At 66.3% G+C, this 25640-nt stretch carries 26 protein-coding genes; 13 read left to right on the top strand and 13 right to left on the bottom strand.

The genetic code is table 11. The annotated features are described in order from the left end of the window. Position 1: 1 nt before the first annotated feature. The 4 genes from ACEN9G_RS02975 to ACEN9G_RS02960 all read right to left on the bottom strand — a co-directional run bounded on the left by ACEN9G_RS02975 (position 2) and on the right by ACEN9G_RS02960 (position 3606). Positions 2-1240, bottom strand: coding sequence for a porin (locus tag ACEN9G_RS02975; protein WP_483127667.1), 1239 nt, complete (start codon positions 1238-1240; stop codon positions 2-4). A gap of 234 nt (positions 1241-1474) precedes the next feature. Further along, positions 1475-1993 carry a M48 metallopeptidase family protein gene (locus tag ACEN9G_RS02970; protein WP_413343735.1) on the bottom strand — a complete coding sequence of 173 codons (519 nt, stop codon included), beginning with the start codon at positions 1991-1993 and terminating at the stop codon, positions 1475-1477. A gap of 124 nt (positions 1994-2117) precedes the next feature. After that, positions 2118-2480, bottom strand: a complete 363-nt coding sequence (locus ACEN9G_RS02965; protein WP_056127576.1) for a KGG domain-containing protein — start codon at positions 2478-2480, stop codon at positions 2118-2120. A gap of 100 nt (positions 2481-2580) precedes the next feature. Further along, on the bottom strand, positions 2581-3606 hold the full coding sequence (locus ACEN9G_RS02960; protein ID WP_413343738.1) for an NADP-dependent oxidoreductase: 1026 nt from the start codon (positions 3604-3606) through the stop codon (positions 2581-2583). Between the two features lie 125 nt (positions 3607-3731). Between ACEN9G_RS02960 and purU the strand changes: the two genes are divergently transcribed. The 6 genes from purU (at position 3732) to ACEN9G_RS02930 (ending at position 8826) form a co-directional block, all read left to right on the top strand. After that, a complete protein-coding gene (purU, locus tag ACEN9G_RS02955) occupies positions 3732-4598 on the top strand; it encodes a formyltetrahydrofolate deformylase (protein ID WP_056127582.1) in 867 nt (288 codons plus the stop codon). A 21-nt stretch (positions 4599-4619) separates the two neighbouring features. Then, on the top strand, positions 4620-5162 hold the full coding sequence (locus ACEN9G_RS02950; protein WP_371766214.1) for a YaeQ family protein: 543 nt from the start codon (positions 4620-4622) through the stop codon (positions 5160-5162). Between the two features lie 67 nt (positions 5163-5229). After that, positions 5230-5616: a DUF2946 domain-containing protein gene (locus ACEN9G_RS02945; RefSeq protein ID WP_483127666.1), complete on the top strand. Its 387-nt coding sequence runs from the start codon at positions 5230-5232 to the stop codon at positions 5614-5616. 37 nt (positions 5617-5653) lie between these two features. Continuing rightward, positions 5654-6097: a copper chaperone PCu(A)C gene (locus tag ACEN9G_RS02940; RefSeq protein WP_413338630.1), complete on the top strand. Its 444-nt coding sequence runs from the start codon at positions 5654-5656 to the stop codon at positions 6095-6097. A gap of 10 nt (positions 6098-6107) precedes the next feature. Beyond that, the gene (locus tag ACEN9G_RS02935) at positions 6108-6548 is read left to right on the top strand and encodes a YcnI family copper-binding membrane protein (RefSeq protein ID WP_413338628.1); all 441 of its coding nucleotides are present in this window, start codon (positions 6108-6110) and stop codon (positions 6546-6548) included. Positions 6549-6555: 7 nt separating this feature from the next. Then, positions 6556-8826, top strand: a complete 2271-nt coding sequence (locus tag ACEN9G_RS02930; protein ID WP_413338626.1) for a TonB-dependent receptor — start codon at positions 6556-6558, stop codon at positions 8824-8826. On the opposite strand, the gene ACEN9G_RS02925 is transcribed toward ACEN9G_RS02930, so the two are convergent. Both ACEN9G_RS02925 and ACEN9G_RS02920 read right to left on the bottom strand, forming a co-directional pair. Then, positions 8827-9597: a head GIN domain-containing protein gene (locus tag ACEN9G_RS02925; protein WP_413338624.1), complete on the bottom strand. Its 771-nt coding sequence runs from the start codon at positions 9595-9597 to the stop codon at positions 8827-8829. A 230-nt stretch (positions 9598-9827) separates the two neighbouring features. Beyond that, positions 9828-12425, bottom strand: a complete 2598-nt coding sequence (locus tag ACEN9G_RS02920) for a glycoside hydrolase family 3 protein (RefSeq protein ID WP_413338622.1) — start codon at positions 12423-12425, stop codon at positions 9828-9830. Positions 12426-12620: 195 nt separating this feature from the next. On the opposite strand from ACEN9G_RS02920, the gene ACEN9G_RS02915 reads away from it, so the two are divergent. The 4 genes from ACEN9G_RS02915 to ACEN9G_RS02900 all read left to right on the top strand — a co-directional run bounded on the left by ACEN9G_RS02915 (position 12621) and on the right by ACEN9G_RS02900 (position 19004). Beyond that, positions 12621-13742: a type IV pilus twitching motility protein PilT gene (locus ACEN9G_RS02915; RefSeq protein ID WP_413338620.1), complete on the top strand. Its 1122-nt coding sequence runs from the start codon at positions 12621-12623 to the stop codon at positions 13740-13742. Between the two features lie 152 nt (positions 13743-13894). Further along, positions 13895-15067, top strand: a complete 1173-nt coding sequence (locus ACEN9G_RS02910; protein WP_413338618.1) for an FIST signal transduction protein — start codon at positions 13895-13897, stop codon at positions 15065-15067. Positions 15068-15074: 7 nt separating this feature from the next. Next, complete coding sequence (locus ACEN9G_RS02905) at positions 15075-16793, top strand: hybrid sensor histidine kinase/response regulator (RefSeq protein WP_413338616.1); 1719 nt, start codon at positions 15075-15077, stop codon at positions 16791-16793. Positions 16794-16940: 147 nt separating this feature from the next. Continuing rightward, entirely contained in the window at positions 16941-19004 is a 2064-nt protein-coding gene (locus tag ACEN9G_RS02900; protein ID WP_495605522.1) for a hybrid sensor histidine kinase/response regulator, read from the top strand. 11 nt (positions 19005-19015) lie between these two features. Here the strand turns inward: ACEN9G_RS02900 and ACEN9G_RS02895 are convergent, their stop codons facing one another. Both ACEN9G_RS02895 and ACEN9G_RS02890 read right to left on the bottom strand, forming a co-directional pair. Continuing rightward, complete coding sequence (locus ACEN9G_RS02895; protein WP_413338612.1) at positions 19016-19909, bottom strand: 2OG-Fe(II) oxygenase; 894 nt, start codon at positions 19907-19909, stop codon at positions 19016-19018. 156 nt (positions 19910-20065) lie between these two features. Then, positions 20066-20923 (bottom strand): LysR substrate-binding domain-containing protein, encoded by an 858-nt coding sequence (locus ACEN9G_RS02890; protein ID WP_413338610.1) that lies wholly within the window; start codon positions 20921-20923, stop codon positions 20066-20068. A gap of 102 nt (positions 20924-21025) precedes the next feature. Between ACEN9G_RS02890 and ACEN9G_RS02885 the strand changes: the two genes are divergently transcribed. Genes ACEN9G_RS02885 through ACEN9G_RS02875 form a run of 3 tightly spaced genes read left to right on the top strand, consistent with a single transcriptional unit; the run spans position 21026 to position 22276 of the window. After that, the gene (locus tag ACEN9G_RS02885) at positions 21026-21337 is read left to right on the top strand and encodes a carboxymuconolactone decarboxylase family protein (protein ID WP_413338608.1); all 312 of its coding nucleotides are present in this window, start codon (positions 21026-21028) and stop codon (positions 21335-21337) included. 10 nt (positions 21338-21347) lie between these two features. Next, positions 21348-21743: a tautomerase family protein gene (locus ACEN9G_RS02880; protein WP_413338606.1), complete on the top strand. Its 396-nt coding sequence runs from the start codon at positions 21348-21350 to the stop codon at positions 21741-21743. Further along, on the top strand, positions 21740-22276 hold the full coding sequence (locus tag ACEN9G_RS02875; protein ID WP_413338604.1) for a DUF4865 family protein: 537 nt from the start codon (positions 21740-21742) through the stop codon (positions 22274-22276). The genes ACEN9G_RS02880 and ACEN9G_RS02875 overlap by 4 nt, the downstream gene beginning before the upstream one ends. Here the strand turns inward: ACEN9G_RS02875 and ACEN9G_RS02870 are convergent. From ACEN9G_RS02870 to ACEN9G_RS02850, 5 genes are all read right to left on the bottom strand, one after another. Further along, a complete protein-coding gene (locus ACEN9G_RS02870; protein WP_413338602.1) occupies positions 22266-22481 on the bottom strand; it encodes a hypothetical protein in 216 nt (71 codons plus the stop codon). The two genes, ACEN9G_RS02875 and ACEN9G_RS02870, sit on opposite strands and share 11 nt — an antisense overlap. Before the next feature lie 16 nt (positions 22482-22497). Further along, positions 22498-23769, bottom strand: coding sequence for a cytochrome c (locus tag ACEN9G_RS02865; RefSeq protein ID WP_413338600.1), 1272 nt, complete (start codon positions 23767-23769; stop codon positions 22498-22500). Next, a complete protein-coding gene (locus tag ACEN9G_RS02860; RefSeq protein ID WP_483127665.1) occupies positions 23766-24494 on the bottom strand; it encodes a c-type cytochrome in 729 nt (242 codons plus the stop codon). Before ACEN9G_RS02860 ends, ACEN9G_RS02865 begins: the two co-directional genes overlap by 4 nt. A gap of 83 nt (positions 24495-24577) precedes the next feature. After that, the gene (locus ACEN9G_RS02855; RefSeq protein WP_413346451.1) at positions 24578-24955 is read right to left on the bottom strand and encodes a c-type cytochrome; all 378 of its coding nucleotides are present in this window, start codon (positions 24953-24955) and stop codon (positions 24578-24580) included. A 2-nt stretch (positions 24956-24957) separates the two neighbouring features. After that, positions 24958-25635, bottom strand: coding sequence for a 3'-5' exonuclease (locus tag ACEN9G_RS02850; RefSeq protein WP_495605521.1), 678 nt, complete (start codon positions 25633-25635; stop codon positions 24958-24960). Positions 25636-25640: the final 5 nt, after the last annotated feature.

Below are 25640 nucleotides of genomic sequence, written 5' to 3'. Positions count from 1 at the left end.
GCTAGTACACGAAGTCGAGTGCGACGCTGGCCACGTGGACCGGGTGGCCTGGCACGAAGCGCATCGTCGGGTTGATGAACGTGCCGCGCGAGCCTTCCTGCGGCGTCACGCGGTCGTATTGCAGCTTGAGGGCCATGTTCGTGCGCAGGTCCCAGCGCACGCCCGCCGCCTGCGACGTCTGTTGCGGGATCGTCCACAGCAGGGTGTTCAGGCCGGCGTTCAGCGCGGCCGCCGTCGGCGCCAGCGCCGGGGGCAGGGCGGCGACCGGCAGGCCGGAATCCGTCGTCGCGTTGGTGGCGCGCACGCGCGCATACGTCGCGTACGGCGTGAACGCCCGCCAGCGCCAGCCCGCGCTGACGTAGGCGCTGCGCGTCGAGCCCAGGAAGGAAGGGCTGACCGTGCGGCCCGCTTCGGCCATCACGAACCACGCGCCCGGGTCGTAGTTCACGCCGATATTCGCGAGCATCATGCGCTTGTGGTCCAGCGCGTAGCGCCGGGTCAGGTCCTGGCCGATTGGGCCGAAGGCGTCGAACGCGCGGAACAATTCGGCGCCGATGTCGCTGGAGATCTCGGCGCTGGCCACGTTGGCGCGCACGCTGAGCGCGCCCCAGTCGCTCGTGTTCGAGATGCCGATGCTGCGGCGACCGTACACGTGCAGCGGTTCGATCAGCGAAACGGAATTGTGGCCGTAGAACACCTGCGATGCATTGCGGACCCGCCCCACGCTCCAGCGCAGGGTAGCGTCGATGCCGTCGCTGCTCGTCACGGGCAACACGTTATAGCCTTCGACGGGCGGGCGCACCCACGGATACGCATAGCCGACCTTGCGGTAGTCGGCCGTCAGGAAGACGGGGAGCGCGATGCGGCCGATGCGCAGCGCCAGTTCGGGCGTCGCCTGGTACTTGATGTTGGCCCATTCGACGCGCGGCCGGTAAGTGTTGTCGAGGCCTTGTTCGCTGACCACCTGCAGCACGGCCGACCAGTGGCGCGCGAGCGTGGCGTCGAGTTGCACGCCGAGGCGGCTGTCGACGTCGGTGCTCCAGCGGCGCGTGGCGCCGGCACCGTTGGCCTTGAAGACGGACGACGTGTAATCGGCCTCGCGTTCGCCGGTGTGCACGACGCCCAGCGTGCCGAAGCCGGAAATGCGCCAGTCCGGCTTGTCCTGGGCGCGGGCGGCGCTGGCGACGGCAAGTCCGGACAGCGAAAGAAACAGGAATTGGGCGAGGCGTTGTCGCTGCATGGGTCTCGTCGGGATCGGCCGACCGGCCGGAGTTCATTCAGCCTGCGCGGATGGCAGGCACTGGGCGCAGGAAGCGCGGATCTCGACTGTAATCGGTGCGCATGCGGAAGTCGACAGCTTTTGGCCCGCGGCGGCTGATGTTCAATAACTTGTTGTGCTACAGCAACGAGGGATGATGGTCATTTCGGCCATCCATGGTGCATATTGCAATTTCCGTGGACCGCTCGGGAGCGATCACGCCCACAACCGTTCGCCGCCCAGCTCCAGCTGGGTGAGATAGAGGCGCACGTCGAATTCGAACTGGTGGTAGTCGGGCTCCATCCAGCAGCACAGTTTATAAAAGGCCTTGTCGTGGTCCTTTTCCTTCAGGTGCGCCAGTTCGTGCACGGCAATCATGCGCAGGAAGGCTGGCGGCGCGTCGCGGAACACGGTGCCGATGCGGATCTCGTGCTTGGCTTTCAAACGGCCGCCCTGCACGCGCGAGATCGCGGTGTGCAGGCCGAGGGCCTGCTGGACGATGCCGATCTTGCTGTCGTACGCCACTTTCGAAACGGGCTCGGCGTTGCGCAGGTATTCATCTTTCATATCCTGCACGTAGCCGTACAAGGCCTTGTCGGTGCGGACGTCGTGCGCGTCGGGATAGCGCTGGCGCAGGTGGTCGGCCAGGCGGTTGTCGGCGATCAGGCGCTCGACCTGGGACAGGATGTGCGCGGGATACGCGGCCAGGTATTTGAGGTGGGAAGCGGTGGACATAAGCGTGGAACTGTAGCACGTCCATGTTCCAGGCGCATCTCCCGGCAATGCGATGAGCAACCGCGCCCGGCACGGCGGCGCGGTCGGCGCTTGCGCGCTGTGGTGAGGGGAACCGCCCCAAAGTTCAAGACTCCTTGCTGCCCTGGCGGTTGCCCGCCTGAGTGCCCGCCTGGTTGCCCGATTTCGCGGCGGCGGCGGCGCGGTTGGCCGATTGCCGGCTTTCCCCGCCCTTGCGGCCGATGTCGGCCATGTGGGCGCGGTTGCGGCTGACCACTTCCCCGCCTTTCTGGCCCGCCCGGCGCGCTTCTTCCGAATCGAATTCGTGCGCCGTCCCCTTCTGGTGGGCGGCCTGGCCGCCCTTGCTGGCGATTTGACGCTGCTGGTTCTGGTCCATCGCAGCGAAACCGCGCTTGGCCGGCTGGCTTTTCTGCTCGTTGCCGCCGGCGTCGGCCGCGCTCTTGTGGCCGCCTTCCTTGCTTGTCGCCATATCGATCTCCTTGTGCCTGAACTATCAACGAGCGTTCATGGATGCGCTCGTGCGGTTAGAGAGGCAGGGGATCAAATGGTTCCGGCGGCGTGCGGTTGGTTCAATGTGCGTCGTCTGTGACCTTCAGCACCAGCTTCCCGAAGTTCTTCCCTTCGAACAGCATCGTGAGGGCGTCCGGGAAGTGATCGAGGCCTTCGACCACGTGCTCGCGGCTCTTGATCGCCCCTGCCCGCAGCCACGCGCCGAGCCGTTGTACGGCTTCCGGATAGCGCGCCGCATAGTCGAATACCACCATGCCTTCCATGCGCGCCCGGTTCACGAGCAGCGACAGGTAATTGGCCGGGCCGCGCACCGGCGTCGTGTTGTTGTACTGGGAGATCGCGCCGCAGATCACGATGCGCGCCTTCAGGTTGATGCGGGCCAGCACGGCGTCGAGGATGTCGCCGCCCACGTTGTCGAAATAGACGTCCACGCCCTGCGGGCAATGTTCCCTGAGCCCCGCCGGTACCGGCCCCGCCTTGTAGTCGATGCACGCGTCGAACCCGAGTTCCTCGACGACGTAGCGGCATTTGTCCGGCCCCCCGGCGATGCCGACGACGCGGCAACCCAGCTGCTTCGCCACCTGGCCGACGGTCGCACCGACGGCGCCCGCCGCCGCCGACACGACGACGGTTTCTCCCGCCTTCGGCTGGCCGATGTCCGTGAGGCCGAAGTAGGCGGTCATGCCGGGCATGCCCAGCACGTTCAGCCAGGCCGGCAGCGGGGCGAGGGCGGGATCGATCTTCATGGCCGCGGCCGCCTTCGCGTCGACGGGGCCCGTCCAGTACTGCTGCACGCCGAAGCTGCCGGTCAGGGTGTCGCCGACGGCCACATGCGGCGAGTTCGACGCCTCGACGACGCCGATCCCGCCCGCGCGCATCACTTCGCCGATCGCGACGGGACGGATGTACGACTTGCCTTCGTTCATCCAGCCGCGCATGGCCGGATCGAGCGACAGGTACAGCACTTTCACGCGCACCTCGCCGTCCTGCAGCGGGGCGAGGGGTTCCTCGGTTTGTTGCCAGTCGGTGGGCCTGGGCATGCCGACGGGACGGGCGGCGAGGCGGAATTGCCGATTCGTTGTCATTTGCGTCTCCTGTTGAACCGGGGTCAGAGCCCGGTTTTGGGCAATTTCTTTAAATCGGGCTCTGACCCCGGTTATGCGACAATGGTCGGGCTCAGTCAACCTCAACCATTCTGAAGTTTTTAGCAATGTATCCAGAATATATCCTGACCTTGTCCTGCCTGGACCACCGCGGCATCGTGCTGCGCGTCTCGGGTTTTCTGGCCGAACACGGCTGCAACATCATCGACTCGGCCCAGTTCGGCGATCCGGAATCGAAGCTGTTCTTCATGCGCATCCACTTCGCGCTGGAAGACGACGCCATCTCGGACGAATTGCTGCGCGCCGGTTTCGGCTCGCTGTGCGGGGACCTGGGCGCGGACGGCGCATTGCACGACGCCGGCGCCAAGCCGCGCGTGCTGATCATGGTGTCGAAGATCGGCCATTGCCTCAACGACCTGCTGTTCCGCTACCGCAGCGGCCTGCTGCCGGTGGAGATTCCTGCCATCGTGTCGAACCACATGGACTTCTACCAGCTCGCGGCCAGTTACAATATCCCGTTCCACCACTTGCCGCTCGAGGCGGGTGCCAGCGAATCGGCCAAGCTCGCCCAGGAGGCGCGCATCATCGACTTGCTGGATACCCACCGCATCGACCTGGTCGTGCTGGCGCGCTACATGCAGATCCTGTCGCCGGGGCTGTGCGATGCCTTGAAGGGCAGGGCGATCAATATCCACCACTCGTTCCTGCCCAGCTTCAAGGGCGCGCGTCCGTATGCGCAGGCGCATCGCCGCGGCGTCAAGCTGATCGGTGCGACGGCCCACTTCGTCACGGGCGACCTGGACGAAGGCCCGATCATCGAGCAGGACGTCGAGCGCGTCGACCACGCCATGAGCGTGGAGCAGTTGACGGCCATCGGCCGCGACGTCGAGAGCGTCGTGCTGGCCCGTGCGGTCAAGTGGTTCGTGGAACACCGTATCCTGCTGAATGGCGACAAGACTGTCGTGTTCAGCTGAACCATAGAAATAGGCACCTGAATGGCCCTGAAAGCAACGATTTACAAGGCAGACCTGAACATTGCGGACATGGACCGCAACTATTACCAGGAGCACGCGCTCACGATCGCGCGGCATCCTTCGGAAACCGACGAGCGCGTGATGATCCGCCTGCTCGCCTTCGCCTTGCACGCCGACCCGGCGCTCGCGTACGGCAAGGACCTGTTCGACGTCGAGGAGCCCGCCCTGTGGCTCAAGGACCTCACCGGTGCGATCGACCTCTGGATCGAGGTCGGCCAGCCCGACGAACGCCGACTCATGAAGGCGGCCGGCCGTGCCGAACACGTGGTCGTGTACTGCTACAGCGCCACCAGCAATATCTGGTTCAAGGGCCTGGCCAGCAAGCTCGAACGTACCAAGAAAATTTCCATCATCAACATTCCGGCGGAAACGAGCGCTCAGCTGGAGCAGATGGCCCAGCGTTCGATGCAGCTGCAATGCACGATCCAGGACGGCCAGGTGTGGCTGACGGACGGCGAGCGCACCGTGCAGGTCGAGCGCGAAGTCCTGATGGCCGAGCGCTGATCGCACTGGACAAAATGTCACAGGGGCCGCGTGCGCCACACCGTGCATACGCGGCTATAATCGGATCATGCTGATTCGTTCGACAAGACGCCTGCGTTTCGTGTGGCTGGCACTGTTCGCCGTGCTGCTGAACGCGCTCGCGCCGACGGTTTCGCATGCGCTGGCCGCCAGCCGCCCGACGATTCCGCTGGACGTCTGCAGCGTCGACGGCGGCGCCGCGTTCGCCGCCGCCGCCGCGCTGCTCGTGCAGGACGAGCATGCCGGCATGCGCGTCCTCGACGATTGCGGCTACTGCCTCGCCCACGCGGGCAGCCACGGCCTGCCGCCCCCCGTGCACGCGCCGCTCGCGCTCATGGACGGCGCGGAAGCCCGTCCCTTCCTGTTCCATCACGCCCCCCGTCCGCTGGCCGTCTGGCTGGCGGCCGTGCCACGCGGCCCGCCTGTCTTTGCCTGACCTTCATTCCGCTTATTCATTCTTGTCAGGTAAAGTCATGTACAACAAATTTATCGTGCTGGCCGCGGCCAGCCTCGTTACGACCGCCGCGTTCGCCCAGGTGACCGTCGGCGACCCGTGGATCCGGGCCACCGTGCCGGCCCAGAAGACGGCCGGGGCCTTCATGCAGCTGCGTTCGCCCAAGGCCACGCGCCTCGTCGACGTGCAAAGCCCCGTCGCGGGCCGCGCCGAAGTCCACCAGATGGCCATGGAAGGCCAGACGATGCGCATGCAAAAGGTCGACGGCATCGACCTGCCGGCCAACCAGCCCGTCAACCTGTCGTCCGGCGGCTACCACGTCATGCTGTTCGACCTGAAGCAGCAGCTCAAGGAAGGCCAGCAGGTGCCGCTGACCTTGACCTTCGTCGGTTCCGACAAGAAGCGCGAGAACGTCACCGTGCAGGTGCCGGTCAAACCGCTGACTTACACCGCTGCTCACTGACGGAGGCCACATGAAAGCTCTCTGGATCGCTGCCTTGCTCGCGGCGCCGCTGGCGCACGCCCATATCACCGTCGCCCCGGCCACCGCCCCGGCCGGCGCCCATCAAACCCTCGTGTTCAAGGTCGGCCACGGCTGCGCCGGCAGCGCCACGACCGGCATCACGGTGCAGCTGCCGGAAGGCGTCACCGCGAAGCCGATGCCCAAGCCGGGCTGGACCATCACGCTGGCCCCGCGCGAGATCAACTGGCGCGGCGGCCCGCTGCCGGACGCGTACTACGACGAGTTCACGCTGCAGGCCAGGCTCCCCGAGGCGCCGGGCCGCCTGGTGTTCAAGGTCGGCCAGCAATGCGAGAAGGGCCGCATGGACTGGGCCGACGTCGCCCCCGAATCGAAGACGCCCGCGCCGGTGCTGGAAGTGCTACCCGCCGCGATGCCGATGCACCATCACTGAGGTGCCCATGCGACTCCAACATCATCGCCTCGCGCTCGCCGCGCTGGCGTGCTTGACTGCGCACGTCCATGCGGACGACACGCACCTGGAAACCGTGGTCATCACCGGGGGCCGCCCGACGTCGCTGCCCGCGCAGATCCCGACGACGATCGAAGGCATCACGGGTGCCCAGGTCGAGGACCGGATCAACGCGGTCGACAGCGAAGACGCGCTGAAATACCTGCCCAGCCTGAACGTGCGCAAGCGCTACACGGGCGACTACGACCACGCCGTGCTCGCGAGCCGCGCGTCAGGCACGGGCAACAGCGCGCGCTCGCTCGTGTACGCGGACGGCATCCTGCTGTCCAACCTGCTCGGCAACGGCGCCACGTACACGCCGCGCTGGGGCCTCGTCACGCCGGAAGAGATCGAGCGCGTCGACGTGCTCTATGGCCCGTTCGCGGCCGCGTACCCGGGCAATTCGGTAGGTGCCGTCGTCGACTTCCAGACCCGCATGCCGACGAAGCGCGAAGCCCACGTCAAGCTGTCCGGCCATTCGCAGGGGTTCAAGCTGTACCGCACGGATGACCGCTACGACGGCTGGCAGGGCAGCGCATCGCTGGGCGACCGCAGCGGCGCGTGGTCGTACTGGATCGACGTGTCGCGCCTGGACAGCGATGCGCAGCCCATCGGGTTCGCCAATAAACTGCTGTCGGCCGGCGTGCCGGGCGGTGGCGGCATCCCGGTGACGGGCGCCGTCGCCGGGCGCAATCCGTCGAACAGGGACTGGTGGCTGATCGGCGCGACGAGCCAGACGCACACCGTGCAGGACCACGCGAAATTCAAGCTCGCGTGGGACATCACGCCGCAGCTGCGCGCCAGCTACACGTTCGGCTGGTGGCGCAACGAGGCGAAACGCGTGGCCGATTCGTATCTGCGCGACGCGGCCGGCAACCCCGTCACCACGGCGACGCGGGTGAACATCGACGGCCGCGCGTACGACATCCGCGCCTCCGATTTCGCACCCAGCCGCGGCACGCTGGAACACGCGATGCACGGGCTGTCGCTGAAGAAGCACAGCCGCGACACGTTCGACTGGGAGATCGCCGCCAGCGTGTACGACTATGCGCGCGACCTCGTGCGCACGCCGACCGTGCTCGTGCCGGACGCCGACACGAACGGCGCGGGCCAGGTCACGGACATGCACGGCAGCGGCTGGAACACGCTGGCGCTGAAAGGCATCTGGCGGCCGGAGGACCACACGGTCGAATTCGGCCTGCAGTCGGACCACGCGAAACTGCGCACGCGCGTGTTCGGCAGCGCGGGCGACTGGCTGCACGCGGGCGACGGCCGCCAGGTCTCCGTCTTCAACGGGAACACGTGGCTGGAAAGCCTGTATGTGCAGGACAACTGGCGCATCGGCGACGCATGGCGTGCGACGGTCGGTGCCCGCTTCGAACGGTGGCGCGCGTACGGCGGCGAGTTGTCGAACGCCGTGCTGGCGCCGCCGCTGGGCTTTCCGTCGCGCAGCGAGACGGCATGGTCGCCGAAGGCCGCGCTGTCATGGCGCGCCAGTCCCGACTGGACCTTGAAGGCCTCGACGGGCCGCGCCGTACGCAACCCGACGGCGGCCGAGCTGTTCCAGGGTTCCATCGTCGACAATGCCATCGTCAACAGCAATCCGAACCTCAAGGCCGAGAAGTCGTGGACGAGCGAGCTGTCGGCCGAGACGCTGAACGACAAGGGTTCGCTGCGCGTCACGCTGTTCCGCGAAACCACGCGCGACGCACTGTATTCGCAGCCGCTGCTCGTGTCTGCCGGCACGACCGTGAATACGGTGCAGAACGTGGGCCGCATCCGGACGAACGGCCTGGAGGTATCGGCGCAGGCGGACGACGTCGGGGTAAAAGGGATCGACCTGACGGGGAGCCTCACGTTTGCCGACTCCATCATCACGGAGAACGCGGGCTTCCCGGGAAGCGTGGGCAAGTGGCAGCCCCGCGTGCCGCGCTGGCGCGCGACGATGCTGGCGACGTGGAAGGCGAACGACCACTGGACCGCGACCTTGGGAGGTCGCTACAGCGGCCGCCAGTACGGGACGCTGGACAACAGCGACCCGAACGGCGATGCGTACATGGGGGTGTCGGACTATCTCGTGTTCGATGCGCGGGTACGCTACCGGTTCGACCGCCACTGGAGCGCGGCGGTCGGGGTGGACAACCTCAACGACCGTACCTACTGGGCGTTTCACCCGTACACGCAGCGGACCGTCGTGGCCGAGGTGCGGTGGGATCTGTGATCAACGGGGAGAGGCGCCCAGGCGCTTCACGTTGCCCGAGCCGACCACCGAGCGGGTGACCTGCGGATCGCCGTAGTAATTGACGTCGCCGGAACCGGCCACGGTCAGGCTCAGGCTGTCGCGCACCCACAAGGTCGCGTCGCCGGAGCCGGCCACGGTGACGCTGGCGTTCTCGGTGCGCACATGGCCCATGTCGACGGTGCCCGAACCGCCGATCGAGATCGACGTGCTGCGCGCCGTGCCGTCCAGCGCCTGCAGGTTACCGCTGCCGCCCAGGGCGACGTTGACGGATTCGCCTTCCAGCTTGCGGACCTTGATGGAACCGGAGCCGCCCACGTCGAAGCGCACGCGGCTGCCGCGTACGACGTCCGCATCGATATTGCCGGAGCCGCCCAGCGCGAGGCGGTCGATGTCGCGCGCCTGCACGACGACTTTCAGGTTGCGGGTGCGCAGGTTCGTGTTGCGCTTGGCGCGGATCTTCAGGGTGCCGTCTTCGACGACGGTTTCGATCAGCGGCAGCAGGTTGTCGTCCGCCTCGACGGTCACGCCTTCGCGGCCGCTGCCGCTCCTGATCTCGACGTTGCCCGGCAGGGACATCGCGAGACCGCTGAAGTGGGCGACTTCGCGTGCCTGGCTTTGCACGCGGCCGCTGCCCTGCACCTGTTCGCTCCTGCTCCAGGGCCAATCGCCCGCTTCGGCCTGCGGCGCGAGGGCGATGCAGGCAAGGGCGCAGGCGGCGAGGAGGAAACGGCGGGTTGTATGGTGGGTCATGGTGGTCTCCCTGATGTGCATGGTGTCGATGTGCACATCGTATGCGGGAGCCGGCGGGCGGGGTACCGGTTTGCGACAAAACGCATGAAAACCGGACCGGAATGCACGCAGGCGGGGTGAAACGCGCAATAAATACGTCGTCCCCGCGGAGGCGGGGACCCAATTTTGCACGAGCTATCGAAACGCATGCAGCACTTGGGTTCCCTCCTTCGCGGGAACGGCGCTGAGAGTTATTTCGGCAATTCGGACGCCGCCCCCGTCACCGTCAGCGCCGCCTTGACCGTCTGCGCATGCCCCGGCTGCCCGCCGCCCAGGTACACGGTGTACGCCCCCGGCACGACCTTGCGCGCGCCGCCCGCGTCGACCTGCGACAGGGCGCGCGCATCCAGCGCCAGCGAGACGCGCTGGCGTTCCCCGGCCTTCAGGTGGATGCGGCGGAAGCCCGCGAGGGTCGGATTGGCGGCATCGCCCGGCTTGGCCACGTACAGCTGGACGACTTCGTCGCCGTCACGCTTGCCCGTGTTGGCCACCTCGACGTCCACGTTGACGGGGCTGCCCGCCGCGACGGACGGCGCCGACAGCGCCGGCGTCCCGTAGCGGAACGTCGTGTACGACAGGCCGTGGCCGAACGGGTACAGCACGTCGCCCTTGAAATAGCGGTAGGTGCGGCCGTCCATGCGGTAGTCGGTGAAGGCCGGCAGGCCGTCCACGCCGCGGTAGAACGTGACGGGCAGGCGGCCCGCCGGGCTGTAGTCGCCCGCGATCAGGCCGGCCACGGCATGGCCGCCTTCGCCGCCCGGATACCAGGCCTGGACGATCGCCGGCACGTGCTTGTCGGCCCAGTTGACGGACAGCGCGCTGCCGCTCATCAGCACGAGCACCGTCGGCTTGCCGGTGCCGACGACCTTTTCCAGCAGGCGTTCCTGCGGCGCCGGCAGGTCGAGGCTCGTGCGGTCGCCGCCCGCGAAACCGGGCACCTGCAGCTTCAGTTCCTCGCCTTCCAGGTTGGCGGACAGGCCGGCCACGAACACGACGAGGTCGGCGCGGCGGGCCAGGTCGACGGCTTCCTTGCCGCCGTCGATGGGCGTGCTCCACACCAGTTTCTGGTCGCCGCGCGCACCGCGCTGCACGGCCTCGATCCGGATCGGATAGGTTTTACCCGCCTGCAGCTTCGCCTTGCCCGCTTCGATCGACGGCGAATCCGTCACGTCCCACGCATCCACGATCTGCTTGCCGTCGACCCAGATGCGGTAGCCGGCATTGCTCAGGTAGCGCAGGCTGTAATCGCCCGTGCGCGGCGCCTTCAGGTAGCCGGTCCAGCGCGCGGACGCATTGTGGCCGCCTTCCTGCCACGCGGCGCGGGCATTCTTTTCGACGGCACCCCGCGCGGTGCCCGCCAGGTCCGGGCCCTCGAAATGCTCGGCCTTCAGGCCCGGCGTGCGGCACGCGGCGTCGACGCACAGGTTCGCGTCGGGCACGGGCGGTTCGGCCGGTCCGACGAGGCCCGTGCCCGGCGCATACACCACCTTCGCATCGGGGAAGCGGGCGCGGATGCCGGCCAGCACCGTCACCGGATGCGACGGCTGGCCGTTGTAGTTGCCGACCAGCGCATCCTCGCTGTCCGCGTTCGGGCCGATGACGGCGATCGTCTTCGGCGTCTTTTTCAACGGCAGCAGGCCGTCGTTCTTCAGCAGCACCATCGCCTCTTGCGCCGTCTTCAGCGCGACGGCGCGGTGGGCCGGGGTGTCGTTGTCGGTCGGCTTGATGCCGGCGTACGCCTGCGGCGGGTTCGCATCGAGCAAGCCCAGGCGGATCCGGTATTCGAACAGGCGCACGAGCGCGCGGTCGACGACGGCCTCCTTCAATTCGCCCTGGCGCACGGCGTTGACGATGGGGCCGGCCTCCGTCGTCATCTTGTTGCGGTAGTCGCCGCAGATCAGGTCCATGCCCGCGCTGAACGCGGCGGCCACGGCCTGCTCGGGCGTCTTCGTGTAGTGCAGGCTGTCGTCGCGGTAGATGTTGGCGGCCGCGCCGCAGTCCGACACGACGAAGCCCTTGAAGCCCCAGGCGCGGCGCAGGTGCTGCTCCATCAGGTCGTCGCTGGCGCACGCAGGGATGCCGTTGACGGCGTTGTACGCGCACATGACGGAGGCCACTTTACCTTCCGTGACGGTGGCGCGGAACGCCGGCAAATACGTGTCCTCGAGGTCGTGCGGCGACGGGTGGACGTCTTCGCGGTGGCGGTTCGATTCCGGCCCGCTGTGCACGGCGAAGTGCTTGGCGGTGGCGATCGTCTTGAACGATTGCGCGTCGTCGCCCTGAAGGCCGTGGATGAAGTTGATGGCGATGCGCGACGTCAGGTACGGGTCTTCGCCATAGGTTTCCTGGCCGCGGCCCCAGCGCGGGTCGCGGAAGATGTTGATGTTGGGCGACCACACGGTCAGGCCGCGGTACCAGTCCGTACCGCCGTCGGGGGCGCGCGTGGCGAGGTACTTCGCGCGGAATTCCGTCGCGATGACGTCGCCCACGTCGTGCATCAGCGGCTCGTCCCAGGTCGCGGCCATGCCGACGGCCTGCGGGAACACGGTCGCGTAGCCGGCGCGCGCGACGCCGTGCAGGCCTTCGTTCCACCAGTTGTATTTCGGGATTTTCAAACGCGGGATCGCGGGGGCGTCGTTGCCCAGCTGCGCCGCTTTTTCCTCCAGCGTCATCTGGGCGACGAGGCTGGCCGCGCGGGCTGCCGGATCCTGCTGGGCCACCGCGGGTGCCGTGGCGAGCAGGGCAGCCAATGCGACTGGTGCGAGTGCGAAGGGAAGATGGCGAGTCATCGTAGTCTCCTGTTATAAGTTTTCGAAGATGCTAACACGAAAATGTCGTGCGCTAACAGTCGAAACGATGTGGCGGCCAAGGCACGGTCGAAGCTTGGTGTCAGAAAAAATATCTTTCCAGTTGGAATTTTGACAGGATGCCGGTTTTATAATGAATGGATCGCTCATCCGGGCCCGTTTGCCATTCGACACATGATGGAATACCACCAGTCCTCGCAGATTCCCACCCTGTCGTATATCGAAAACGAAGACCATCCGGTGTTCGGCACCTTGGTCGAGCAGATATTGCACCTGCTGAATTCGAAGCTGGTGTTTTCCGACATCATCATCCACCAGAACAGTCCGTTGATGCTCCGGCAGCCGAAGGGCCTCGTCGCGGTGACGGACTCGCCCATCACGAAGGAAGAGCTGGAAGAGTTCTTCGACGTCATCGAGCCGAACTGGGCCGAGCGCATCGCCGACCGTGCCTTCGACCGCTCGATCGACCTGCACACGGCCCGCATCCGCGCCAACTGCTTCAGCTTCCAGGGCAAGAAGCGCCTGGGCTGCGTGATCCGCCGCTTCCCGAAGGAGCCGCTGGCGCTGGACACGCTCGGCCTGCACGCGGACGAGCGCGAATTCGCGCGCCTGACCAGTGGTCTCGTGCTGATCATCGGCGACACGTGCCAGGGCAAGTCGACGACGATCGCTTCCATCCTCGACGAGATCAACAGGCAGCGCTCGGGCCACATCATCACCATCGAGGATCCGGTCGAGACGCTGATCCCGCAGCGCAAATGCATCATCACGCAGCGCGAGGTGGGCGTCGATGGCGACGTCGAAAGCTATTACCTCGGTGCGCTGGACGCGCTGCGCGAGCGTCCGGACGTGATCGTCATCGGCGAGATCCGCGATGCGCAGACCGCGCAGGAAGCGCTGGCGCTGGCCGAATCCGGCCCGCTCGTGCTGGCGACCTTGCATGCGCGCTCGACGGAACTGGGCCTGCAGAAGATGCTGCGCCTGCTGGGCAATTCCGAAGCGCAAAGCCAGGCCCTCGCGCACGCGCTGCGCGGCGTGCTGTGCCAGGCGCTGCTGCCGTCGAAGCAGGGCAACCGCTACCACCTGGCCACGGAATGCCTGACCATCAATCCGGCCGTCGCGGCAATGATCGAAGAGGGCGACCTGGGCGCCATCCGCGCGCACATGAACGCGGGGCGCGGGCCGGGGTGCCACACGATGAACAGCGTGCTGGAAGCGCTGCTGGCCGCGCACGTGGTCGGCGTGGACGAGGCGCGGGCGGCGACCACGGACCGGATCGGGTTTGCCGAGATGGTGTGACGGGGCGCTGAGCCGGCTGGAATTGTTGCCGCACGGACAAACTTTGCACGGTTTTCCTGATTACACTATTGTATGCAGACAGCCAAAGTCTGTTGAGCTGTTCGGTAACTCTCCAGTCATTCCTCAGCGTTTACCCACTGTATCGATCACCCATGGCATATACCAAAGTGGCGGTCAGCCATACTCTCCTATGCTCGCCGGAAACGGCAAGCCGCGTGCTGGCCGATTCTCTCCTTGAAAAACTGGACGGCGGCCGCCCCGACGTGCTGATCGTCTTCGCATCTCCCGAAATCGATTACCATCCGCTGCTGGCCGCACTCGAGGCTGCCTGCCGGCCGCACGTGCTTGTCGGCTGCTCGTCGGCGGGCGAGTTTTCCGGCTGCGCCACGGGGGAAGGTTCCGTGTCCGTGATGGCCATCCGCACGGACGAGATCCTGTTTCGAGCCGGACTGGGCACGGGACTCCGTCAAGACTTCAGCGGCGCCCTCGAACAGGTCATGCCCGTGTTTACCGGCAGCGACCATCCCGATTTCCCGTATCGCAGCGCGCTCGTGTTGACCGATGCGCTGGCAGGCTATGTCGACGAGATCATCCACGAGATGATGCTGCGTACCGGCGGCACCTACCAGCTGTTCGGCGGCGGGGCGGCCGATGATGCCAGGTTCAGGCAGACGCATGTTTTCATCGGGACGGAAGCCCATACCGATGCGATCGTCGTACTTGAAATGCTTTCGAAGAAGCCCATCGGTCTCGGCGTTCGTCATGGCTGGCGACCGGGCAGCCCCCCGCTGCGTGTCACCGAAGCGCAAGGCACCCGGCTGGTCAGCCTGAACGCCACGTCTGCGGTGGAAGCGTTCGAAGAGCATGCCCAGGCCACGGGCCAGACGTTCAACCGTGCCGATCCGCTCCCGTTCTTCCTTCATAACGTGATCGGCATCGACACCGGCGACGGCTACAAGCTGCGCGTACCGCTTGCGCTCGATGACGACGGCTCGATTTCCTGTGCCGCCGAGGTGCCGGTCGGGGCCACCGTGCACATCATGGTCGCGGACGCCGCCTCTGCTTGCGAAGCCGCGCGCGAGGCGGCCCAGGCGGCGCTGGCGGGTCTGGATGGGGGAGAACACGCCGGTTCGCTGCTGTTCGATTGCGCCGCCACCCGGCTGCGCCTCGGGCGTGGATTCGACGACGAACTGAAAGCCGTGGGCGAGGCGCTCGGGTCGGAAAATTTCGCCGGTTGTAACACGTATGGCCAGATCGCCCGGAGCACCGGACAATTTAGCGGATTCCACAACTGTACTGCCGTCGTATGTGCGATCCCGCGCTGAGCATGCGATGATCCCGTTCGAGCTGGTGTCCATCTTTATCGAGCTGCAGAACGCCGGGACGAGACTTGTCGGGACGACCAACCTTGCACGTTATGCCGGCGTCGCACAGGTTCTACTGTTTGGAAGGGACGCGGAAGTCGGGATATTCCTGCCTGCGCCCGGATTGCCCCAGACGTTGCGTGCCGGTGGACGCTGGCAGGCGTTCCTGCGCCGTTGCGCGGACATGGGCAGCGCGGAGGCGGCCCTGCCGTGGGCCGGATCCGATACGGACGCGCCGGCATGGGGGCAGTGCGATTCGGACGGCAACGTCATCGTCGTGTTCCTTGGGGCGGAGCCTGCCGCGCCGACCCGTGCTGCCATTGTCGCCCTGCTGCCCCTGCTGGGTGCGAAGCTGGCTGGCGAACGGGCTGAAATCGCCGCCGTGGGGCTCGCCGCCGCCGCACGTGAAAGCCACCGCCGTGCCAACGAACTCAATACGGCCCTCGACGTCAGCCGGCGCGAACTGCAGTCGGCCTACCAGCGCATCGAAGACGAACTGGTGTTCCGGCGCGAGGCGGAGACAAAGCTGCGCGATGCGGACCGCCGCAAGGACGAGTTCCTGGCGATGCTGGCGCACGAGCTGCGCAATCCGCTCGCGCCGATCGGCATGGCGGCCAGGATCCTGAGGCTCGGGCACGCCACGCCCGATCGGGTGAAGCAGACCTGCGAGATCATCGACCGCCAGATCGGGCACATGACCAAACTGCTCGACGACCTGCTCGATGTCTCGCGCGTCACGCGCGGCCTCGTGGTGCTGACGGAGGGACTGCACGACATCGTGACCATCGTGCGCGATGCGGTCGAACAGGCGCGGCCTCTCATCGACGCGCGCCGTCACCATCTGGCACTGTCGGTGCCGACGCCAGCCGCGTACGTGCACGGCGACGGCACCCGGCTGGTGCAGATCGTCACGAATTTGCTCAACAACGCCGCCAGGTACACACCGCAGGGGGGCCGCATCGAGCTTGAACTGAGTGCGGATGCGGGCACGGTGCAACTGGTCGTGCGGGATAACGGCATCGGTATCGATGCCGCGCTGCTGCCTCATGTCTTCGATCTGTTCGTCCAGGGCGAACGTTCATTCGATCGCGCCCAGGGCGGATTGGGGATTGGGCTGGCACTCGTGAAAAGCCTGGTCGAGCAGCACGGGGGATGCATCGGCGCGACGAGCAGAGGGCCAGGCGCCGGCAGCGAATTTACCGTTTGGCTGCCGCGGGCGCAGGCGACATCCGTCCCGGACATGCCGCGGCACGGCGATACGGCGCCGGGCCGACCGCTGAACATCCTGATTGTCGACGACAATGCCGACGCGGCCGACATGCTGTCCTTGTACCTGGGTTCGATCGGGCATCAGGTGCATGTCGCCTACGAGGGACGCCGCGGGCTGGCGCTGGTGGAAGCGGCTGCACCGGACGTGCTCCTGCTGGATATCGGCTTGCCCGATATCGACGGCTACCAGCTGGCGCAACGGTTTCGCGCATTGCCGCAGACCGCACAGGCCACGTTGATCGCGTTGACAGGCTACGGCCAGGCGGCGGATCGCGAACGTTCGATCGCTGCGGGCTTCGACCATCACCTCACCAAACCAGTCGATATCACGGCGTTGTTGCGCCTGCTCGCGAACGGGGCGGACAGCGCGCCGGGACGCGCCGGAGACCGTCCTCGAGGCCTCCTCAAGTTGCAATAATGGCTGCGTACCGACGCGCGCGCCAATGGATCTGTACGCCAAGTAAAATCCCGGCATTATTTTTTTTGGGTACGGCAGCCAGTGGAAAGCCAGCGCTTAGTGGACTTGGAAGATCTGTGTAACAACGCGACGGTTGCACTGTTCGTCATGGACAACCGCCAGCATTGCGTCTACATGAATCCGGCGGCCGAACGATTGACGGGATATACGCTTGCCGAGGTCCAGGGGGCACCTCTGCATGACTTTGTCCATCACACGAAACCCGATGGAACACCTTATCCGCTGGAAGCGTGCCCGATCGATCGCGCCGCGCCCGCAAATATGCAGGAGCAGGGCGAAGAAACCTTCGTTCACAAGGACGGGCATCATTACGCCGTAAAATTCACCGCCAGCCCGATCCGGCGGGAGGGCGAGGTGGTGGGTACCGTCATCGAAGTCCAGGATGCCAGCGCCGCGCGCAAACAGGAGAACGAGCGCGAGGCGCTGTACCAGATCGGCCTGCTGATCCTGCAAGAACTCGACCACGAGAAAATCGTGCAGGCGGTGACCGATACCGCGACCAGGCTGACCGGTGCGCAGTTCGGCGCGTTCTTCTACAACGTACGGAACGAAGAGGGGGAGTCCTACACCCTGTACACCATCTCCGGGGTACCCAAGGAACGCTTCTCCAGATTCCCGTTGCCCCGCAATACCCCAGTCTTCGGCCCGACGTTTCGCGGCGAAGGTACGATCCGCAGCGACGACATCCGCCTCGATCCCCGTTACGGCAAAATGTCGCCCCATCATGGCATGCCGCCGGGGCACCTTCCGGTACGTTCCTACCTGGCCGTTCCCGTCAAGCTCGGCACCGGCGTCGTGATCGGCGGGCTGTTCTTCGGGCATGGGGAGACGTGCGTCTTCAAGGAAGAGCATGAGCGGATCGTGGAAACACTCGCCGCCCAGGCGGCCATCGGCTTGAACAAGGCGTCGCTCTACCAGGAGGCCGTGTTCGCCCAGCGTCGGGCGCAGCAGGAAGCCCAGGAGAAGCAGGGCCTCTACGAAGCGGCCTCGCGCGCCAATGAAGCAAAGGACCAGTTTCTCGCGACGGTATCGCACGAATTGCGCACGCCGCTCACCTCCATTCTCGGGTGGTCGCAAATGCTGACGTCGGGCCGCCTCGACAGTGCGATGACCCAGCGTGCGATCGAGACGATCGAACGTAATGCCCGTGCGCAAGCCCAGATTGTCGAGGACTTGCTGGACATCTCGCGTATCGTGAGCGGCAAGCTGCGCCTGAATGTCCGGCTGTTTTCGCCGCAGGCCTCCGTGGAGGCGGCGATCGAAGCGCTGCGCCCGGCGGCGATGGCCAAGTCGGTGGCATTGCAGTTGGTGATCGATCCGCTGGCCGGTCCGATCTCGGGCGATCCCGAGCGGCTGCAGCAGATCGTCTGGAACCTGGTCTCCAACGCGATCAAGTTCACGCCCAAGCACGGTCGCGTGCACCTCGCCCTGCAACGTCACGAGTCCAGTGTACACATCGTCGTGACGGATAACGGCGCAGGCATCCCGGCGGAATACCTGCCGCGCGTATTCGACAGCTTCACGCAGGTGGACTCGTCGTCGAGCCGCAAGCATGGCGGCCTGGGCCTCGGACTGGCCATCGTCAAGAAACTGGTCGAACTGCACGGGGGACAGGTAAGCGCCCATAGCGATGGCCTCGGCAAGGGGGCGTCGTTCACCGTGAGCCTGCCCATCGCACCCCTGGCCACGCGCTCGGCGGCCACCGAACAAGAGCTCTCGGTCCAATCCGACCGGGTGCCATTGAATACGGATGAGTTCGGGCTATCGGGCGTGGTCGTGCTCCTCGTCGAGGACGATCACGATGCGCGCAACATGCTCGCATCCGTCCTGTCGAGCGCGCATGCCGTGGTCGAGACCGCATCGAACGCGGAAGAGGCATTGATTCTCTGGGAGGGCATGCGCCCGGACCTGATCGTGAGCGATATCGGCATGCCCGGCATGGATGGCCATGCGTTCATCGCGGAGGTAAGGCGGCGCGAGAAGGAGCGCAACCTGCCCGGCGTACCGGCCGTGGCGTTGACCGCCTACGCGCGCGTCCAGGATCGCATGCGGGCGCTGACGAGCGGTTTTCAAATGCACGTCGCCAAACCCGTCGAACCGGCCGAGCTGTTGACTGTTCTCTCGACACTTCGGTCGTGGCGGCTGCCGTAGCAGCCGCTGGCTCAGGCTTTCTTCTTGCGCTTGATCCTGGCGAGCGCCCTGAGCGCGACCGGGGGCAGCCAGTCCTTCTTGTAGTTTTCGATTCTCAGCCGGATGGCCTGCCGCTTGTCCGAACCGGCGTCGTTCGGACGGGCGACGTACATGGTCGAGTGTGCCGGCGTGTCTTCATAGACCTTTTTCGACGCCGTGTAGTAGTACAGGGCGATCGATTTGCGCGTGATGCCGGCCGGCGTATTCAGCGGGTCCGGGTGGCCGTGGTATGAATCCGCGTCGGTATTGAAAATTACGCAACGATTGAACAGCGGCGCGACGGTTTCGACGTTCGCCGTCATCTGCCTGTCCCAGAGCTCCAGGTTGCCGCCGTATGCGGGGTCCCAGTCCTTGTTCAGGTAAATGAGCATGTTGATGCGCCGATTCAGGTGCAATTGCGAGTGCACCCGGAAATCCGCATGAATGCCGAGTTTCCCACTGCGGAAGATCTCGTGGAATCCGCCGCCATAGTAATAAGGATCGCCGACCAGCGACTCGATCGTCGTCAGGCCTTCCAGGAACTGCAGGACAGGCGCGGAATTAAAGAAATGAAAAACGTTGCGCAAGCGTTCTTCACAGCTTTCCGGCAATACCTGACGCTTGTGCAGACCCGCGTAGTTGTTCTCGTAATATTTATCGTCTGCGAGCTTCTCTCTGGGGAACTTCTCGTAGATCTCTTCGATCAGGGCTCGCGGGAGAAAATCGTCGATGACGATGTGCGGAAAGGGTTCGGCGAAGCAATATACGCCGGACAGTTCCTCCCCGAATTCCCGGGCTTTCTTCGGGTCCAGGGAGAGTTTCCCATCTGTACTGATCGGCAGCGTGGCGCTCGGGTAAGTTGTATCGGGTTCTACGGCTCGATTCATCACTGACCTCTTCAGGATATTGATTTAACGATTTAGTTTTGGAATTTAACTTTTTGGTAGAAATGTGAATCGACCGGCGGTTAAGCTCGGCTTTGGCATGCTAGCACGGTGTCAATCAGATAACATCAGTTATGGACGAGAAACAACAGATCGCAATTAATACGGCGCGTTCACGATGTGTTCCTTGATGAGCGCGCCCATGCGCGCGCAGGCTGGCGACGGCGTCGCCGCGCCGCTGTACAGCGCGAGCCGGATGCCGGGCAGCGCCGGCAAGCCATCGAGCACGCGTACGTCTCCGGGCAACCCCAGGCTGGTCCGCACCGTCACGCCGAGTCCGGCTGCGACAGCGGCCCAGATCCCCGCCAGGCTGGGGCTCGTGTAGACGACGCGCCAGGGGATGCCGGCCCGGTCGAGCGCGTCCGTCGCCGCCTTGCGCATGAGGCAGGGCGCCTGCAGCACGACGAGCCGCACCGGTTCGACGACGGGCTCGTGCGCGGCGGCGCCCACCCAGCGCATCGGATACTCGCCCAGCAAGTCCGCGTACGGCAAGTCGAGGCCCGTGTGCCACGCGAGGGCGAGATCGATCTTCCCGGCCTGCAGTTGCGCGACGAGTTCGCTGTTGCGGGCGATGACGGCTTCGATCTGCAAGTCCGGATGGCTGCGCATGAAGCGGCCGAGCACGTTGGGCAGCAGGCGTTCTCCGAAATCTTCCTGCAGGCCCAGCCTGACGGTGCCTGCGAGCTCCAGGCCGGCCAGTGCCGTGCGTGCCTCGTCGTTCAGGTCGAGGATGCGGCGCGCGTAACCGAGCAGCGTTTCGCCGGCCGGGGTCAGCTCCAGGCCGCGCCCGGATTTGCGCAGCAGGTCCGTGCCGGCCTGTCCTTCCAGCTTCTTCATCTGCATGCTGATGGCCGACGTCGACCGTCCGAGCCTGTCGGCCGCCTTCGCGAAACTGCCGAGGTCGACGCCTTCGCAAAAGCTGCGCAGCGCGTCCATGTCGAAATTCGTTCGCCGCATGATTGTCCCGTTTCATTGAATGGTTGATTCAAATATATTCGATTTTCAGAATAGTTTGACGGCGTTACGATGGCCGTGTCAACCATTCAAGGAGCCAAGACGATGACGACCACGTTGAAAGGCCAGGGCCAGCGTGCCCTCGGCAATGTGCCGCCGCTGGCCGATCTTTCGGACCGCGTGCTGTTCGGCGAAGTGTGGGAGCGGGACGCACTGAGCAAACGGGACCGCAGTCTCGTGACGGTCGCCTGCCTGGTCGCGCTGTGCCGCGACGGCCAGCTGCCGTTCCACCTGCAGACCGCGCTCGACAACGGCGTCACCCGGCAGGAGCTGGAAGAAGTCGTGACGCACCTGGCCTTCTACGCCGGCTGGCCCGCGGCCGCCACCGCCGCGCGCCTGCTCGGCGATCCGAAGTGAGGAGACCGCCATGCCATTCGTCCGCATCTCCCTGCGCCGCGGCAAGCCGCGCGAGTACCTGCGTGCCGTGTCCGACGCCGTGCACCGGGCCCTGGTCGACGCCTTCCGCATCCCCGTCGCGGACCGCTTCCAGGCCATCCACCAGCACGACCCCGAGGAACTGGTTTTCGACCGCGATTACCTCGGCGGCCCGCGCAGCGACGATTTCATCCTCGTCTGCGTTACCGGCGGCAAGCCGCGCGACGCGGAGACCAAGCAGGCGTTTTACAAGCGCCTTGCCGACCTGCTGGCCGAATCTCCCGGGCTGCAGCCGGAGGACCTGATGGTCATCGTCCAGACGACGGACTACGCCGACTGGTCGTTCAGCAACGGCATCGCGGCGCCGCTGGCGGAGCAGAAACCATGATCGCCATGCAGTACCGCTTTGCGCTGCCGGCCGACTACGACATGGCGATCATCGACCGGCGCATCGCGGACAAGGGCCACCTGATGGACGGTTTTCCCGGGCTCCTGTTCAAGGCCTATCTCAGCGCGCGCAAGACGGGGCCGGCGCAGGACAATGCGTACGCGCCGTTCTACGTCTGGAACACGGTCGACGGGATGCACGCGTTCCTGAACGGCCCCGGATTCGCCGGCGTGGCGCAGGCGTTCGGCCGGCCGCCGGTGGCGACGTGGCTCGTGTGGCAGGCACGATGTGCGCCGGGCTTCGAGCACGCGCGCTTCGCGTCCGTCGAGCGGCGGACGATTCCGCCCGGCGCCGACCTGGAAGCGTTGCGCAGGGAAGAGACGGCCGACGGCGGCCGCGCGCTCGCGGTGGTCGTCGGCTACGAGCCGGGAACGTGGACCCTGGTGCGCTTCCGCCTGTGGGACAGCGAGCCGGTGGCCGACGCCGCGACGCTGGTCTATGCGGTCGGCCACGTGTCCACGGCTAGCCGATGACGTTCATCTCGCTTTCGTCTTCCGTGTAGCGCACGGGCGCCAGGCCGTGGCTGGCGATGAGCGCCTGCACGGTCGTCGGGCCCGTGGGTTCGATGCCTTCGTGCGCGAGGACCTGGTCGAGCATCTCCGCTTCGCTGATGCGGCCGGGCGTGGTGAATTCCAGCGGTTCCTCGTTGTTGCGGTACCAGACGCGATAAAGTGGCATGTTGTCCTCCTTGTGATCAGTCGAGCGGCACCGCCCGCCACCGGTTGACTTCCGGCGGCGTGACGGCAGGTGCCGCATTGCCCCAGCTATTCCTCACATAGGTCACGACGGCCGCCACCTCCGCGTCGTCCAGCAGGGGACTGTACGGCGGCATGCCGAACGGCCGCGGATTCCCCGCGGTCGTGGGCGGGAAGCCGCCGTTCAGCACGATGCGGATGGCGTTCACCGGATCGATCATCGTCAACGCGCCATTGCCGGCCAGCGGCGGATACGCGGGATGGCCGGCGACGCTCGTGCCGCGGCCGTCGCTGCCGTGGCAGTCGGCGCAGTGGTTTTCGTACAGCTTCCTGCCCGCCTTCATGATCTCCTCGGGCGGCGGCGTGATTGGCCGCCGCGGCGCCGGATCGGCCGGCAGCGATTTCAGGTACGTCGCCATTGCCCCCGCATCCGCGTCCGTCAGGTATTGCAGGCTTTGTCCCACGACTTCCGCCATCGGCCCGAACACGGCGCCGCGCGGCGCGACGCCCGTGCGCAGCAGCTGGACGATGTGCGCCTGGTCCCAGTTGCCGAGGCCTGCCTCGTTGTCGGCGTCCAGCGCAGGCGCGTACCAGCCGACGATCGGAATGTGGCCGCCGGACAGCCGGGCGCCCGTCGCACCGAGGCCGTTGCGCGGGCTGTGGCAGGCGCCGCAATGGCCCAGGCCCTCGACGAGGTAGGCGCCCCGGTTCCACTCGGCGCCTTTCGCTGGCTGCGGCGCGTACACGCCCGGCTTGAAATACAGCAGGCGCCAGCCGGCCAGCACGATCTGCCGGTCGTACGGGAAGCGCAATGCATGTGGACGATTCGGCTGGTTGACGGGCGCGAGGCTGCGCAAGTACGCGTACAGGGCGTCGGCGTCGTCGCGCGTCACCTTCGTCGTGTTCGGGTACGGGAAGGCCGGATACAGCAAGCGGCCGCCTTTTCCGATGCCGTTGTGCAGGGCATTCCAGAAATCGTCCGCGGTCCAGGCGCCGATGCCCGTCTGCGCGTCCGGCGTGATGTTCGGGGCGTAGACGGTGCCGAACGGCGTGGCCAGCGCGCGTCCGCCCGCATACGGCGTGCCGCCGCGCGCGGTGTGGCACGCCATGCAGTCGCCCGCGCGGGCGAGATAGGCGCCGCGGGCGATATTGGCTTGTGTCGCCGCCCACGCTGCCTGCGAGCGCGACGGGATGAATTCGGCGCGCGGCCACGCGACGAACAGGGCGGCCAGCGCCGCCACGATGAGGATCAGGATGACGCTGCGCTTCATGGCCGCCGCTCCGGTTCGCTCCCGCACGCCAGCGGCATCGGGTGAGGCACGTCGGGTGCGGGCGTGGCATCGTCCGGCACCGGTTCGCTCGCGAGCCACCCCGAGATCGCGGCCACGTCCGCCAGCGACAGGCGCCCGGCGATCGTCGCCATGCAGTCGGGCGCGTGGGCGCGGCGGGTGCCGTTGCGCCAGGCGCCGAACTGGGCGTTGATGTAGTCGCGCGGCAGGCCCAGCAGGCCCGGGATGGCGGGCAGGGCGCCCGTCAGGCGCTGGCCGTGGCATGCGATGCAGGCCGGCACCTTCAACGTGGCGTCGCCGCGCGTGACGAGTTCGTGCCCCCGCTCGAGCTGGCCCGCCGGCAGGCTGGAGCGCGCCAGCACGGGCGCGGGCACGTGCTGCGTCGAGAACCATGTCGCGATCTCGCGCAGGTAATCGTCGGACATGTGCTCGACCATGTAGGTCATCAACGGGTACTGGCGGCGCCCCGCGCGGAAGTTGTGCAACTGGTTATACAGGTAGCCGGCCGGCTTGCCGGCGATGCGCGGGTAGTAGTTCGGACCCGACGACGGCTGCGGCGCCGGCGCGGACTGGCTGCCGTGGCACGACGTGCACGCGGCCACGCGGCGTTCCAGCGTGTCCGGCACGGCTTGCCGGGCCCGTGCCGGCGCCGCGTGCAAGCTTGCCAGCAATAGCAATGGCAACAGCGGGGCAGGGCGCAAATGCATGACGTTCCTGTGGTCGACGAGAAAGTACAAGCGGCATGATACCGCGTCGACTTGAACTTCACGCAATCTTTTGAGAAAGCTAACTAGCGCGCGTCCTGGAACGTGCGCAGGTAAGCCAGCAGCGCGGCCATCTCTTGCTCGTCGTGGATGCCCCAGAAGCGCATCTTCGTGCCCGGTACCATCTTGTCCGGATCGCGCAGGTACGCGGCCAGCGTGCGTTCGTCCCACACGATGCCCGACGCTTTCATTGCATCCGAGTATTTGAAATCGGGCGTGCTGCCGGCGCGGCGGCCGAACAGGCCGTTGAGCTGCGGACCAAAACCGCCGCGCGCGTTCGGACCGATCTGGTGGCAGGACGCGCATGGTTTGAAGACTGTGGCGCCGTCGACCGGACCCTCGTGGCGCGAGCAGCCGGCCAGCAAGAGGGCCGCCAGCAGCGGCCGGACGACGATGACACGCATGCTCAGGTGCGCGGCTTGGGCTGCGCGGCGCGGCGCGGCCCGCCGGCGCTGGGCTTCGGCGGCAACGGCGGCGGCGGATTCGCGCGCCAGTGGCGGTAGATGCGCAGGGCGACGTGGGCGTCGTCGGCCGCGTACAGAATCTGCTTGTCGGACAGGCGCGGCAGGGCCCAGTTGGTCGTCGTGATCTTGCGCGATTTCTGCAGGCGCTTGCCGAAGAAGCGCGCGACGGCCGTCTTCGCGCCCAGCGCATTGCGCTCGCCGCGGCGCAGGGCCGTGGACAGGTCGAGCACGTTGCACGTCTCGATGCCCAGCTTGGCGCGCAGGCGGCGCAGGTCGTCGCCGAGGCCGAAGCCGACTTTCAGGATGGCAGGCGATTCCAGCACGGCGCGCAACACGTCGACGCCGGGCGGCAGCTCGGGAGTTGCGTCCGGCGCGCGCGGCTTGAGCACGCCGATCTGGAACAGATAGGCGTGCTGGTCGGTAGCGAGCTGGACGAGGTGCGGCCCCGTCGATTGCTCGCCCTTCTGGAACGTGGGCTTCGATTCGGTGTCGAAGCCGATGACGTCGGACGCCAGCAGCGCGGACAGCGCGCCGTCCGCATCCTGGCGCGTGCGCACGAGACGCACGTCGGCCAGGGTGATGCCTTCGTAAGGGGGGAGGGCGTCCTCGGCCTCGCTCATCCGTG

The sequence above is a fragment of the Massilia sp. Masssp94 genome (assembly GCF_059491305.1).
This window is presented reverse-complemented; position numbering and strand designations above follow the sequence as displayed.

Coding starts and splice junctions, on each gene's coding strand:
- ACEN9G_RS02975 (WP_483127667.1), bottom strand. CDS start 1,240: ATGCAGCGACAACGCCTCGCCCAATTCCTGTTTCTTTCGCTGTCCGGA.
- ACEN9G_RS02970 (WP_413343735.1), bottom strand. CDS start 1,993: ATGTCCACCGCTTCCCACCTCAAATACCTGGCCGCGTATCCCGCGCAC.
- ACEN9G_RS02965 (WP_056127576.1), bottom strand. CDS start 2,480: ATGGCGACAAGCAAGGAAGGCGGCCACAAGAGCGCGGCCGACGCCGGC.
- ACEN9G_RS02960 (WP_413343738.1), bottom strand. CDS start 3,606: ATGACAACGAATCGGCAATTCCGCCTCGCCGCCCGTCCCGTCGGCATG.
- purU (WP_056127582.1), top strand. CDS start 3,732: ATGTATCCAGAATATATCCTGACCTTGTCCTGCCTGGACCACCGCGGC.
- ACEN9G_RS02950 (WP_371766214.1), top strand. CDS start 4,620: ATGGCCCTGAAAGCAACGATTTACAAGGCAGACCTGAACATTGCGGAC.
- ACEN9G_RS02945 (WP_483127666.1), top strand. CDS start 5,230: ATGCTGATTCGTTCGACAAGACGCCTGCGTTTCGTGTGGCTGGCACTG.
- ACEN9G_RS02940 (WP_413338630.1), top strand. CDS start 5,654: ATGTACAACAAATTTATCGTGCTGGCCGCGGCCAGCCTCGTTACGACC.
- ACEN9G_RS02935 (WP_413338628.1), top strand. CDS start 6,108: ATGAAAGCTCTCTGGATCGCTGCCTTGCTCGCGGCGCCGCTGGCGCAC.
- ACEN9G_RS02930 (WP_413338626.1), top strand. CDS start 6,556: ATGCGACTCCAACATCATCGCCTCGCGCTCGCCGCGCTGGCGTGCTTG.
- ACEN9G_RS02925 (WP_413338624.1), bottom strand. CDS start 9,597: ATGACCCACCATACAACCCGCCGTTTCCTCCTCGCCGCCTGCGCCCTT.
- ACEN9G_RS02920 (WP_413338622.1), bottom strand. CDS start 12,425: ATGACTCGCCATCTTCCCTTCGCACTCGCACCAGTCGCATTGGCTGCC.
- ACEN9G_RS02915 (WP_413338620.1), top strand. CDS start 12,621: ATGGAATACCACCAGTCCTCGCAGATTCCCACCCTGTCGTATATCGAA.
- ACEN9G_RS02910 (WP_413338618.1), top strand. CDS start 13,895: ATGGCATATACCAAAGTGGCGGTCAGCCATACTCTCCTATGCTCGCCG.
- ACEN9G_RS02905 (WP_413338616.1), top strand. CDS start 15,075: ATGATCCCGTTCGAGCTGGTGTCCATCTTTATCGAGCTGCAGAACGCC.
- ACEN9G_RS02900 (WP_495605522.1), top strand. CDS start 16,941: ATGGACAACCGCCAGCATTGCGTCTACATGAATCCGGCGGCCGAACGA.
- ACEN9G_RS02895 (WP_413338612.1), bottom strand. CDS start 19,909: ATGAATCGAGCCGTAGAACCCGATACAACTTACCCGAGCGCCACGCTG.
- ACEN9G_RS02890 (WP_413338610.1), bottom strand. CDS start 20,923: ATGCGGCGAACGAATTTCGACATGGACGCGCTGCGCAGCTTTTGCGAA.
- ACEN9G_RS02885 (WP_413338608.1), top strand. CDS start 21,026: ATGACGACCACGTTGAAAGGCCAGGGCCAGCGTGCCCTCGGCAATGTG.
- ACEN9G_RS02880 (WP_413338606.1), top strand. CDS start 21,348: ATGCCATTCGTCCGCATCTCCCTGCGCCGCGGCAAGCCGCGCGAGTAC.
- ACEN9G_RS02875 (WP_413338604.1), top strand. CDS start 21,740: ATGATCGCCATGCAGTACCGCTTTGCGCTGCCGGCCGACTACGACATG.
- ACEN9G_RS02870 (WP_413338602.1), bottom strand. CDS start 22,481: ATGCCACTTTATCGCGTCTGGTACCGCAACAACGAGGAACCGCTGGAA.
- ACEN9G_RS02865 (WP_413338600.1), bottom strand. CDS start 23,769: ATGAAGCGCAGCGTCATCCTGATCCTCATCGTGGCGGCGCTGGCCGCC.
- ACEN9G_RS02860 (WP_483127665.1), bottom strand. CDS start 24,494: ATGCATTTGCGCCCTGCCCCGCTGTTGCCATTGCTATTGCTGGCAAGC.
- ACEN9G_RS02855 (WP_413346451.1), bottom strand. CDS start 24,955: ATGCGTGTCATCGTCGTCCGGCCGCTGCTGGCGGCCCTCTTGCTGGCC.
- ACEN9G_RS02850 (WP_495605521.1), bottom strand. CDS start 25,635: ATGAGCGAGGCCGAGGACGCCCTCCCCCCTTACGAAGGCATCACCCTG.